The 12,316-nt window shown below is 62.1% G+C and carries 7 protein-coding genes; all 7 read right to left on the minus strand.

Translation table 11 applies throughout. From position 1 onward, the window contains the following. Window positions 1-26 precede the first annotated feature (26 nt). Window positions 27-4,727, minus strand: a complete 4,701-nt coding sequence (locus FJQ89_RS17725; RefSeq protein WP_141171115.1) for a glutamate synthase-related protein — start codon at window positions 4,725-4,727, stop codon at window positions 27-29. Window positions 4,728-4,920: 193 nt separating this feature from the next. Further along, window positions 4,921-5,628, minus strand: a complete 708-nt coding sequence (locus FJQ89_RS17730; protein WP_141171116.1) for a transposase — start codon at window positions 5,626-5,628, stop codon at window positions 4,921-4,923. Window positions 5,629-5,783: 155 nt separating this feature from the next. Continuing rightward, window positions 5,784-6,464: a response regulator transcription factor gene (locus FJQ89_RS17735; RefSeq protein ID WP_034753797.1), complete on the minus strand. Its 681-nt coding sequence runs from the start codon at window positions 6,462-6,464 to the stop codon at window positions 5,784-5,786. 137 nt (window positions 6,465-6,601) lie between these two features. Then, window positions 6,602-7,729, minus strand: a complete 1,128-nt coding sequence (locus FJQ89_RS17740) for a PAS domain-containing sensor histidine kinase (RefSeq protein WP_141171117.1) — start codon at window positions 7,727-7,729, stop codon at window positions 6,602-6,604. A gap of 49 nt (window positions 7,730-7,778) precedes the next feature. Next, complete coding sequence (locus FJQ89_RS17745) at window positions 7,779-10,883, minus strand: DEAD/DEAH box helicase (protein WP_141171118.1); 3,105 nt, start codon at window positions 10,881-10,883, stop codon at window positions 7,779-7,781. A 210-nt stretch (window positions 10,884-11,093) separates the two neighbouring features. Then, window positions 11,094-11,585: a YbjN domain-containing protein gene (locus tag FJQ89_RS17750; RefSeq protein WP_243136105.1), complete on the minus strand. Its 492-nt coding sequence runs from the start codon at window positions 11,583-11,585 to the stop codon at window positions 11,094-11,096. A 30-nt stretch (window positions 11,586-11,615) separates the two neighbouring features. Next, complete coding sequence (locus FJQ89_RS17755) at window positions 11,616-12,311, minus strand: hypothetical protein (RefSeq protein WP_141171120.1); 696 nt, start codon at window positions 12,309-12,311, stop codon at window positions 11,616-11,618. Window positions 12,312-12,316 lie beyond the last annotated feature (5 nt).

Consider the following 12,316-nt stretch of genomic DNA (forward strand, 5'->3'; position numbering starts at 1 on the left):
CTCCCTTCACATTCATCTCGGCTGGCTCAGGCGGCGACGGCTTGCACGTCCATGGCGGCATCGGCAGCCATTTCAATCAGCGCGCGCTTGTATTCGTTCGGGAAGACTTTCACGAACTTACCGCGCGCCGCAGCCCAATCGTCGAGCAGGACGCGGGCGCGGGTGCTGCCCGTGTGCTTGAAGTGACGCTCGATCAGGCGCTTGAGGATGACCTCATCGGCTTCCGGCACGCCGTCGCGGTGCTGCGTATGCCAGGCGTCGCGGTCGAGATGCTGTTCCGCTGCCGACACGACCTTGTCCAGGCTGACCATGGCCGTGTTGCATTTGGTGGCAAAGTCGCCGGCCGGGTCATACACATAGGCGATGCCGCCCGACATGCCGGCCGCGAAGTTGCGCCCCGTGTTGCCCAGCACCACGACGGTGCCGCCCGTCATGTATTCGCAGCCATGGTCGCCCAGACCCTCGACCACCGTGGTGGCGCCCGAGTTGCGCACGGCAAAGCGTTCACCGGCCACGCCATTGAAGAAGGCTTCGCCGGCAATGGCGCCGTACAGCACCGTGTTGCCGATGATGATGTTATCCACGGCCCAGCCACGGAATTCCGTATTCGGCCGCACGATGATGCGTCCGCCCGACAAGCCTTTACCGACGTAATCGTTGCCCTCGCCCACCAGGTCGATCGTGATGCCGTGCGCCAGGAAGGCGCAGGCCGACTGGCCCGCCGTGCCTTGCAACTGGATGTGGATGGTGTCGTCCGGCAAGCCGGCGTGGCCATATTTCTTCGCCACTTCGCCGGACAGCATGGTGCCCACCGTGCGGTTGACGTTGCGCACCGGCGAGATGAAGGAGACGCGTTCGCCCTTCTCCAGCGCCGCGCGCGCTTGCGCGATCAGCTTGTGGTCCAGTGCTTTCTCCAGCGCATGGTCCTGGAACTCCACGTGGCGGCAGGCTTGGCCGCTTGGTGTTTCCGGCTTGTAGAAGATGGCCGAGAAGTCCAGGCCTTGCGCCTTCCAGTGCGAAATCGCCTTCGATTTATCGAGCAAATCGACGCGGCCGATCAATTCGTCATACGTGCGGATACCCAGCTGCGCCATCAATTGACGGGCTTCTTCGGCAACGAAGAAGAAGTAATTGACGACATACTCGGGCTTGCCGGAGAACTTGGCGCGCAGCACCGGGTCTTGCGTGGCCACGCCCACCGGGCACGTATTCAAATGGCATTTACGCATCATGATGCAGCCTTCGACCACCAGCGGTGCCGTGGCGAAACCGATTTCGTCGGCGCCCAGCAGGGCGGCGATGACCACGTCGCGGCCCGTTTTCATCTGGCCGTCGGCCTGCACGCGAATGCGGCTGCGCAAGCCATTCAAGACCAGCGTTTGTTGCGTTTCGGCCAGACCCAGCTCCCATGGCGTACCCGCATGCTTCACGGACGACAATGGCGAGGCGCCCGTGCCGCCGTCGTGGCCGGCGACGACGACATGGTCGGCTTTGGCCTTGGTGACGCCGGCGGCGACCGTGCCGATACCGACTTCCGACACCAGTTTCACGGAAATCGAAGCACGCGGATTGGCATTTTTCAAGTCATGGATCAGCTGCGCCAGATCTTCGATCGAATAGATGTCATGGTGCGGCGGCGGCGAAATCAGGCCCACGCCCGGCACGGAGAAGCGCAGGCTGGCGATGTATTCCGACACTTTATGGCCTGGCAACTGGCCGCCTTCGCCCGGTTTCGCGCCTTGCGCCATCTTGATCTGGATCTGGTCGGCCGAGTTCAGGTAGGCTGCCGTGACGCCGAAACGTCCCGACGCCACCTGCTTGATGCGCGAGCGCATGGAATCGCCTTCCTGCAGGGGAATATCGACGACGATCTGCTCGGCGCCCACGATGGACGCCATGGTGTCGCCCTGGCGGATCGGGATGCCCTTCAATTCCTGCGTATAGCGGTTCGGATCTTCGCCGCCCTCGCCCGTGTTCGACTTGCCGCCGATGCGGTTCATGGCCACGGCCAGGGTCGCGTGCGCTTCCGTGCTGATCGAGCCGAGCGACATCGCGCCGGTAGCAAAACGCTTGACGATTTCCTTGGCCGGTTCCACTTCGTCGAGCGGTATCGCCTTGGTCGGATCGAGCTTGAATTCGAACAGGCCGCGCAGGGTCAGGTGGCGACGGCTCTGGTCGTTGATGATTTGCGCGTACTCTTTATAGCTGGAGAAATTGTTGCTGCGCGTCGAATGCTGCAACTTCGCAATCGCATCCGGCGTCCACATGTGGTCTTCGCCACGCACGCGGAACGCATATTCGCCACCTGCGTCGAGCTTATCCATCAGCACGGGATCGTTGCCGAAGGCCAGCGCGTGCAGGCGCAGCGCTTCTTCCGCCACTTCAAACACGCCGATGCCTTCCACGTTCGACGCCGTGCCCTTGAAGTATTTGTCCACCAGCGACTTGTTCAAGCCGATGGCTTCGAAGATTTGCGCGCCGCAGTACGACATATACGTCGAAATGCCCATCTTCGACATGACCTTCATCAAGCCTTTACCCACCGCCTTGGTGTAGTTGTAGATGGCTTTCTCGGCCGACAAATCGCCAGGCAAGCCGTGCGCCATCTCGGCCAGGGTTTCCATGGCCAGGTACGGGTGGACGGCTTCTGCGCCATAGCCAGCGAGCAGGGCGAAGTGGTGCGTTTCGCGGGCCGAGCCCGTTTCCACGACGAGGCCGGTGGAGGCGCGCAAGCCCTTGCTCACCAGGTGCTGGTGCACGGTCGAGGTGGCCAGCAGCGCAGGGATCGCCACCTGGTCGGCGCAAATGGCGCGGTCCGAGACGATCAGGATGTTGTGGCCGGATTTGACGGCATCGACGGCTTCCGCGCACAGCGACGCAAGGCACGCTTCCACGCCTTCCTTGCCCCAGGCCAGCGGGTAGCAGATGTCCAGCTCGTATGACTTGAACTTGCCGCCCGTGTGGGCGCTGATGTTGCGCAGCCGCGCCATGTCGTCAAAGCCCAGCACGGGCTGCGCCACTTCCAGGCGCATCGGCGGGTTGACGTTGTTGGTATCGAGCAAGTTCGGTTTCGGGCCGATGAACGACACCAGCGACATCACCATCGCTTCGCGGATCGGGTCGATCGGCGGATTCGTCACTTGCGCGAACAGTTGCTTGAAGTAGTTATACAGCGGCTTCAATTTGTTCGACATGACGGCCAGCGGCGAGTCATTGCCCATCGACCCCGTCGCCTCTTCGCCGGCCACGGCCATCGGTGCCATGAGGAATTTCAAGTCTTCCTGCGTATAGCCGAACGCCTGCTGGCGATCGAGCAACGATGGCTGCTCTTTTTCGCCCTGGGCGCGGTCGTGTTTCGCCTGGCCTTCGGCCAGCTTGATCTCGTCGAGCTTGATGCGCACCGAGTTGATCCACGCTTTATATGGCTTGGCGTTGGCGTAGGTGTTTTTCAGTTCCTGGTCGTCGATGATGCGGCCCGCTTCCAGGTCGATCAGGAACATTTTACCAGGCTGCAAGCGCCATTTCTGGATGATTTTCGATTCCGGGATCGGCAGCACACCCGATTCCGACGCCATCACCACCAGGTCGTCGTCCGTGACGATATAACGGGCCGGACGCAAGCCATTGCGGTCCAGCGTGCCGCCGATATGGCGGCCATCCGTAAACGCCATGGCGGCGGGGCCATCCCACGGTTCCATCATGGCCGCGTGGTATTCATAGAAGGCGCGGCGGTTGTCGTCCATCGTCGTGTGGTTTTCCCACGCTTCCGGAATCATCATCATCATCGCCTGGGCGATCGGATAACCGGCCATCAACAGCAGTTCCAGCGCATTGTCGAAGCACGCCGTGTCGGACTGGCCTTCATAGATCAGCGGAAAGAGTTTCTGCAGGTCGTCGCCCAGCACGGCCGACTTCATCACGCCTTCGCGCGCGCGCATCCAGTTGAAGTTGCCTTTGACGGTGTTGATCTCGCCATTGTGCGCGATCAAACGGTAGGGGTGGGCCAGCGGCCATTCGGGGAAGGTATTCGTCGAGAAACGCTGGTGCACCAGGGCCAGGGCCGAGATGCAGCGCGCATCCTGCAAGTCCTTGTAATACACGCCCACCTGGTCGGCCAGCAGCAAGCCTTTATACACAATCGTGCGCGCCGACATCGACGGCACGAAGAATTCCTTGCCGTGCAGCAGCTTCAACGCCTGGATGGCGTGGCCCGACGATTTGCGGATCACATACAGTTTGCGCTCGAGCGCATCGGTGACCATGATGTCCGGGCCGCGGCCGATGAAGATCTGTCGGATGACCGGTTCCTTGGCGCGCACGGTGGGCGACATCGGCATATCCGTATCGATGGGCACGTTGCGCCAGCCCAGCACGACTTGTCCCTCGATGCGCACGGCGCGTTCGATTTCCTGTTCGCAAGCGATGCGCGACGCGTGTTCCTTCGGCAAGAAGACCATGCCCACGCCGTATTCGCCAGGCGGCGGCAATTCCACGCCCTGCTTGGCCATTTCTTCGCGGTAGTACTGGTCGGGAATCTGAATCAGGATGCCGGCGCCATCGCCCATCAGCGCATCGGCGCCCACGGCGCCCCGGTGATCGAGGTTTTTCAGAATCAGCAAACCCTGTTCGACGATCGAATGGGTCTTGTTGCCCTTGATATGGGCGACGAAACCGACGCCGCAGGCATCGTGTTCATTGGCTGGGTCGTACAGGCCTTGCGCTTTCATGGGCTTCTCCGCTGCATATGAGTATCGAAAACCTAGAGTAGTGCAACGCAACAAAAAACTCAACTACAACAATTAGGGTCGGAGTCGAATTAAATTTGATTCTGCCGCTCTAAAAATTTAATAGGGACGCAGTCGAACCAATTTCAATAAAACATCAGAAAGAAACCACTTTTGTTTTAAATGCGAATGCTTTTCAATTGGCACCCGTTGCGGCCGCGATTTTGCGGGGACGGCCCCGCTTGGCAGGCAGCACTTGCCGCTGCATTTTCTGCTCCAGCGCCTGTTTGAAAGCGTCCGAGCCCAGCGGCCAGCCCTTCAATACAGCCTGTTCCAGGGTGTTTACCTGGCTGCTGCCCAGGCCTTGCTCGAACAGGCGCAGATAGGCGGCCTCGCGGTCGAACGGCGTATTGCCCAGCGCCCAGTACAGCGCGTGGTCGGTGATGAGGGGATCGGGACGCACACCCGCATGGTGGGCATAGCTGGACCACGCATGGTCCAGCGCCTGGGCCGCCAGGCCCGTTTGCACGGGCACGCACTCCAGGTAGCGGCAGCAAGTCAGGAAGAAATTGTCGGCATCGATGACGGAGGTTTTGTAGCGTCCCTGCCACAAAGCACCTTCGCGGCCGTATTTCTGATTGAAATACGGCACGTAATAGCGTCCCAGCCACTGCATCAGCTGCCCCAGGCCCGTCGCGTCGGCTGGCGTAGCCAGTAAATGTAGCTGATCAGGCAATAAAACATAGGCGTGAATGGCCACCTTGAACATTTTCGCGCCCGTTTTCAGCCAGGACAGGCATTGCGCGTAGTCAGCCGTGTCCTGGAACACCAGCTGGCGGTTGCTGCCGCGCTGGATCACGTAATGGGGCAATGCGGGAATGATGAGACGGGGTAAACGGGCCATGGCAGAGTCGGTAAATATAGGCTAAGGCCTTGATTTTACACACTCTGGCGCGCCAGACACGACTCTGACCCTGTTTTATTGAAAATATCGGGAAAAGCGATGGACTCTGTCCCTTTTATGCTGCGGCCCGCTTGCGGGTGGTGCACTAGGGACTATCAGGACAGATTAAAACTGGCCGACAGGCTGTAGCCTTCGCCATACGCGCTGCGCAGCGGCAAGTCCTGGCCCAGGCCCGTCTTGGCTTTCTTGCGCAGGCGGTACACGAGCATGTCGACCCGGCGGCCCGCATCGGGATCTTCGCCGCCCATGCCGGCCACAATGACATCGCGCGGCACGGGGCGGGTGTTGATGGTGAGCAAGTGCAGGAAGTTGAATTCTTTTTCCGTCAGGGCGATGACGGCGCCCATCAGCTCAAGTTGGCGCGCGCTCACTTTCAAGGTCCACTTGCCCGGCTCAGGCACGGGATCTTGCGGGCCGACGCGGCGGTCGAGCGCCTCGATGTGGGCGGCCAGTTCGGGAAACTTGATCGGCTTGGTCAGATAGTGGTCGGCACCCAGGCGCAAGCCCAGGATGCGGCTGTCGAAAGCGACACGCCCCGTCAGCACCAGCACGCCAATTTGCGGATACAGCTGGCGCATGCGGGGGATGACGTTGAAGCCGTCCTCGTCAGGCAAGCCCAGGTCCAGCACCACCACGCCGACATTGCCATGGCTCAACGCCGTCCACATCCCGCCAGCGGAACTGGTGATATGGACTTCATGTTCGAGCTCAACGAGAAACTCCGCCATGTCTTCGGCGTAGTCCAGATTGTCTTCGACGATCAGTATTTTCGTCATTGCAACGCCATTCTTCCGTTAGTGAGCTACCGTGGGCAAACCATGCCATTCACTTCTGCACCATGATGGACGGCACAATAGGTTTACGTCAAGGAATTATCACGGTTGCCTTCAGCGGAAGCAAGGCTTTTCCTTGTCTAGACAGGAAGCGGCAGCCAAATGCGGAAAAGCGCCCCGCCTTCGGGCAGATTATGCCCCTGCAAACTCCCCCCATGCACGTCCACTACGGCGCGCGCCATGTACAGGCCCAGGCCCGCACCGGGATGCGTGGCATGGCTTCCACGGCTGCCTTTTTCGAACAGCTGCGCCAGTTCTTCTTCCCGCAAGCCTGGCCCCGCATCGCGCACGCACAGTGCCACACCGCCCTCGGGCACCAGCCTGGCCGACACGGTGATGCTGCTCGCAGGCGGGCTGAATTTGACGGCATTGTCCAGCAGGATTTTCAGGCACAGAGCCATGCCGGGCACGTCGCAGCGCAGTCTGGCCGGCAAGTCCTCGTCCAGTTCCAGCTGCACGCGGTGGCTGGCGGGCACGGTGGCGGCCGCCTGCTGCAGCAAGGCCAGCGGCGCGATGCCGTCGGCGGCCCGCTCGCGGCCCAGCGCCGCCATGCGTTCGGGCGACAGATAGTCGTCGATCATGGCTAACAAACGGTCGACGGCCGTCTGGATTTTCACATAGCGCTTGCGCGTGGCCTCGTCGGCGTCTTTCGACGTCGAGACGAGGCGCTGGATGGCGCCGTCGATGGTGGCCAGCGGCGTGCGGAACTCATGCGACAGCATCGAGGCGAAGCGCTTTTGCTCCTTTTCCCGTTCCGCTTCCTGCGCCTGGATCTCGCTGACATCGCGCAGCGTGCCCACGACGGTTTCGCCCCGCCCCGGTACGGCGGGCACGATGGTCGAGCTGATTTCCAGCGCCAGTAGATGCCCGTCGGCATGCGGCAGTTCCACTTCGCGCAGCAGGGACAAGCGGCTGGCGTCGCCAGCGCGCCAGCGCTGCAAGCGGGCCGGCAGGTCTTGCGCCAGGCGCGCCGCGTGGCTCTGCAAGGCGGGCAAGTCATGGCCCGTCAGGCGCTGCGCGGCGGGGCTGATGTAGAGTAATTCGAGGGTGGTGGCGTCGAGCAGGAAGGCCGCGTCGCGGCCGTGTTCGGCCAGCAGGCGGAACTGCGCTTCGCCCGCCCGCGCGCGCAGCAGGGCGCGGCGCAACTGAACGAAACGCAGCGCCATCAGGATGGCGCCGGCAAGCAGCAGGATGAGAAAGGGCAGCATGCTTTATACCTGGCGAGAAAGAAGCGCCAAGTATAAGCGTGCGGCAGCGTTAATCTTCGAGTGGGGCGAAAATCTGCTGCAAGTCTTCCTGCGTGAGGGCCATCTTCTGCGCTTCACCTTCGGCCAGGATCGATTGCGCCAGCTCCGATTTCTTTTGCTGCAGCAACTGGATTTTTTCTTCCAGCGTGCCCTTCGCGATCAATTTATAGACGAACACGGGCTTGTCCTGGCCGATGCGCCAGGCGCGGTCCGTGGCCTGGTTTTCCGCCGCCGGATTCCACCACGGATCGTAGTGGATGACCGTGTCGGCGGCTGTCAGGTTCAGGCCCACGCCGCCCGCCTTCAGGCTGATCAGGAAGATGGGCACGGCGCCCTGCTGGAAGGCCGCCACTTGCGCGCCCCGGTCCTTCGTCTCGCCCGTCAGCAAGGCATAGGGAATGTCGCGCGATTCGAGCTCTTCCTCGATCAATTCCAGCATGCTGGTAAATTGCGAGAAGACGAGGATCTTGCGCCCTTCGTCGAGCAAGTCTTCCACCATCTGCATCAGGTCGAGCAGCTTGGCCGAACCGGCCGACTGCTTCTTCGCCGGCAAGGATTTCACCAGGCGCGGGTCGCAGCAGACCTGGCGCAGTTTCAGCAGCGCTTCGAGGATGACGATCTGGCTGCGCGCCACGCCCTTCTTGTCGATTTCTTCGCGTACTTTTTGATCCATCGCCAGACGCACGGTTTCATACAGGTCGCGCTGCGGCCCCGTCAGCTCCACCTTGCGCACCATTTCCGTCTTCGGCGGCAGTTCCTTGGCCACATTGTCCTTCGTGCGGCGCAGCAGGAACGGTTTGATACGGCGGTTCAGCAGCATGCGGCGCAGCGGATCGTCCTGGCGCTCGATCGGATGGCGGAACTGGGTGTTGAACGTCTTCTCGTCGCCCAGCAAGCCCGGCAGCAGGAAGTGGAATTGCGACCACAGTTCGCCCAGGTGGTTTTCCAGCGGCGTGCCGGACAGGCACAGGCGGTGGCGCGCGCGCAGCAGGCCCGCGCTTTGCGCCGCCTTGCTGCGCGTATTCTTGATGTAGTGCGATTCGTCGAGGATGACCAGGTGGAAATCATGCTCGCGCAAGGTTTCCTCGTCGCGCGGCAACAGCGCATAGGTAGTCAGCACCAGGTCGCATTGGTCGATCTGGTCGAATTGCTGGGCGCGGTCCTTGCCCTGCAGCAGCAACACTTTCAGGCTGGGCGCAAACTTGGCCGCCTCGTCCTGCCAGTTGCCCATCAAACTCGTCGGTGCAATCACGAGCGCCGGATGCGTGAGGCGTCCCGCTTCCTTTTCCACCAGGATATGCGCCAGGGTTTGCACGGTCTTGCCGAGGCCCATGTCATCGGCCAAAATACCGGCCAGGTCATGGTCGCGCAGGAATTGCATCCACGCCAGGCCATCGGCCTGGTAATCGCGCAGGGTGGCCTGCAGCCCGGCTGGCGCCGCCACTTTTTGCACGGAACCAAACTGGCTCAGCTTGCGGCCCATGGCGCGCAATTGCTCGCCGCCCGTCCAGCGCAGTTCCAGCCCCCGCGCCAGCTCTTCCAGGCGCGCCGCATCGAGGGTCGACATGCGCACCGCATGTTTGATCTTGTCGCTGAAGTACAGTTCCCCCAGCGTGTTGAGGATGGGGCGCACCCGGCCCCACGGCAGCGCGACGCGCGTGCCGTCCGGCAAGGTCGCCAGCATCTGGTCAGCGTCGGCATGCGCTTCGATGACTTTCGGGTTGAAATCGTTGGGCGCGTTGCGGATCAGCTGCACCAGCACGGGCAGCAGCGGCACTCTTTCGTGATTCACGACGATGCCCAGTTCCAGCTCGAACCAGGCGTTGCCGCTGTCCGGGTCCTGGTCGTCGATCTCCGCGTACCAGTCACCGGCTTCGCTCACGTCGTAGCGGTACTTGGCCGTCTTTTCCACGATCCAGCCCTGCTTGCGCAAGGCGTCGATGCCGGACTCGGCAAAACGCAGCCATTCCGCCTGGGAAGGCAGTTGCAAGGCACCCTTCAAGCCGCTCAAGGGGGCCGAGCCCGGCTTCTTGAATTGCAGCTCGGCCAGGGTGGCCAGCGCGCGCGCTTCATCGAGCGTATTTCTCTGGATAATTTCCGTCACCTCGCCCACTTGCCGCACCACGCGCTGCGACGGGTCGAACGCGACGCGCTCGCCGTCGTAGTCGTAGGACAGCACGGCGAAATCGCTCCAGCGCTGCGCGCTGCCATCGGCCAGCAGAGCGCTGTCGAGCAGCAAGACCGGTTGCGCCGGCACGTCCTTGCGCAAGCGCTGCGGCAACGGTTGCGGCAGCGGCATCAAATGCTGCAAGCCTTGCGCCAGCAGCAGTTGCGACACGCGGACCTTGTCGTTCGCATTCAAGGGCGGCGCCTGTGCCACCAGCGCCTGCAGATCGGCGAGGGAAATGTCGGAGCCGCCCTGATTCAGTTCCAGCACGCCGCACGACAGATTGTCGATGTACCACGGCGGATCGGTGGGCAGCATGTAGTCGATCTGGTCGGCGCCATGGTGCTTCGCACCTTCCGGCGGGTCCACTTGCCAGCCCAGGCGCATGGTCTTGCCTTCGTCGCGCCAGAACAGGCGCGCGGGACGCACGGGACCTTCCTTCAACGGGTACACGAGGCCATTGCCGACGTCTGCCCAGGAATTGGCCCACAACAGTTTATCTTGCTCGGCCAGCATTTTCAGCAGGGCCGCGCCCACCTTGCCCTTCGGCTCCGTGGCGCTGCCCGTCTGCGAATTCTGCCCGCTGCGCATGGCCACGAAGAAACGCACGAGGTCTTCGTCGGCCGGTGTCAAAAACGTGGGCGGCGCCGACAACAGGGAAAAGATTTCGCTGATGGGAGAAGCGGCCGCCACGTCGCCATTCGGCCGCAGCCGCGCCTTGTACAGACACAGGGCCACGTGGCGGCCACCGCTGGTGGGCGCCAGCACGTAGATCAATCGATGCTGGTTGAGTTTGGGGTCTGGTTCGGCAATGCTCAGCACGGCCTTCGGATGGGCGGCAGCCTCCACCCGCTGCAGCCAGGTGGCCACGGCATACGGCAAAGGCGCTCCCGGCGCGCTGGCCGGGGCAACTGGGGTTTCACTGGTTTCGTCGCGGGTAAAATCCATGGGGCGCATTTTTGTGTAAAGGTCGTATCCAAATCGGCAACAGGCAATATTATCCGCCATACAGGCGTTGCTGGCTTGATTCACACACGCTCTTTGAACAGTTTTAATGCGCGATGCCTAAAAAATAAGTATTTAATACGACACTTGGGACCCGCAAGCGGCAAAAGTGGCCCGTCACCGGCCATCTTTGCCGCCCGTGGACGGCTCTTGTCAGGCCGGCACAGTTTCTTCTTCCGCCACACTGGCGGCCTCGACTACCGGTGCCGTGCTCGTATCGGCTGGCGTAAAGTTGCGCAAAAACAAGAAGAACTGGCCCATCATCTGCGTCCACAGTTGCAGATTGATATTCAGGTATTCGCGGCTGACGCCACCGGCGACCAGCACATCCATTTCCAGCACGACGAAATCGCCATGCTGGGCCACGCGGGCAAAACGCTTGCTGCGGTGCCATTCGGCCAGCAAGCCGGCCGGCAAATCGCCGCCCTGCACGCGCAGCGGGCAGCTCAGGGTCAGGTCCGCATACTGGCCAGGCGCCGTTTCATTGCCCCACAGCACTTGAAAGCCGATGCCATGGCTGGCACTGTGCAGGCGCACGACGCCGTCGTGTTCGATGCTCGTCACGGCGCAGCCGGCCGCCTTGATGGCCTCGGCCGTTTGTTCCGCATTCAGGGTGGTCAGCAAGTTGGTGTTGGTGTGTTCCATCGTCATTCCATTCATTTCAAGAAAATAAAACTATTGGGGGGCTGCTGCGGGCGCGGCCGGCGTTTCCGTCTGACGCGCATCAAAGCGACCCTGGTACAACTGGTCGCCATACTGCTGGGCGATTTGCTCGAGCTTGACGCGGCTTTGCGCGGCGAATGGCTGGCGCGCTTGCATGACGTCCAGCACATTGAGGCCCTCATACGCTTGCAGGATTTCCTGCCCGGCCGCATACAGCTGGGCATTCTTGCTTTCGCAGCGCGCCAGGGCGCCGCGCTGCGACGCCACTTCGCCGTCGAGGCGCGCACGCTCCGCTTCGATCTGCTTGCCCGTGGCGGCCAGCTGCTCGCTGGCCTGGCGCAATTGCGCCAGGTTGGCCGTTGCCTCTTGCGCGGCGGCGGCGCTGCGCTGTTGCTGCTCGCCCAGTTTTTCCCGTTGCGCGCGCTCCTGCGCCAGCTGCGACTGGCTGCGGGCCAGCTCCCTTTTCAAGCCATCGCTGGCAGGCGCAGCGGCAGCAGCGGGCGCGGCCTTGGCGGCAGGCCCGCCCTTGGCTTTCAGCACTTCCAGCTCGCCACGCGTCTGCTGCAATTGCGCCGTGACATTGCGCAATTCGGCACGCAGGCGCTCTTCCATGCTTTGCCCCTTCTGTCCCTGCGCCTGGGCGGTGCTGGCGGCCAGTAAGCTCAACAGCAATAAAGGCAGGCGCATTTTGTTGGATATCAACATCATGGCTC

Source organism: Janthinobacterium tructae (genome assembly GCF_006517255.1).
In the GTDB taxonomy this organism is placed as follows: Bacteria; Pseudomonadota; Gammaproteobacteria; order Burkholderiales; family Burkholderiaceae_D; genus Janthinobacterium; species Janthinobacterium tructae.

What these genes read in the sequence shown, in the direction of transcription:
- FJQ89_RS17725 (WP_141171115.1), bottom strand. Translation starts at nt 4,727, where the DNA reads ATGAAAGCGCAAGGCCTGTACGACCCAGCCAATGAACACGATGCCTGC.
- FJQ89_RS17730 (WP_141171116.1), bottom strand. Translation starts at nt 5,628, where the DNA reads ATGGCCCGTTTACCCCGTCTCATCATTCCCGCATTGCCCCATTACGTG.
- FJQ89_RS17735 (WP_034753797.1), bottom strand. Translation starts at nt 6,464, where the DNA reads ATGACGAAAATACTGATCGTCGAAGACAATCTGGACTACGCCGAAGAC.
- FJQ89_RS17740 (WP_141171117.1), bottom strand. Translation starts at nt 7,729, where the DNA reads ATGCTGCCCTTTCTCATCCTGCTGCTTGCCGGCGCCATCCTGATGGCG.
- FJQ89_RS17745 (WP_141171118.1), bottom strand. Translation starts at nt 10,883, where the DNA reads ATGGATTTTACCCGCGACGAAACCAGTGAAACCCCAGTTGCCCCGGCC.
- FJQ89_RS17750 (WP_243136105.1), bottom strand. Translation starts at nt 11,585, where the DNA reads ATGGAACACACCAACACCAACTTGCTGACCACCCTGAATGCGGAACAA.
- FJQ89_RS17755 (WP_141171120.1), bottom strand. Translation starts at nt 12,311, where the DNA reads ATGATGTTGATATCCAACAAAATGCGCCTGCCTTTATTGCTGTTGAGC.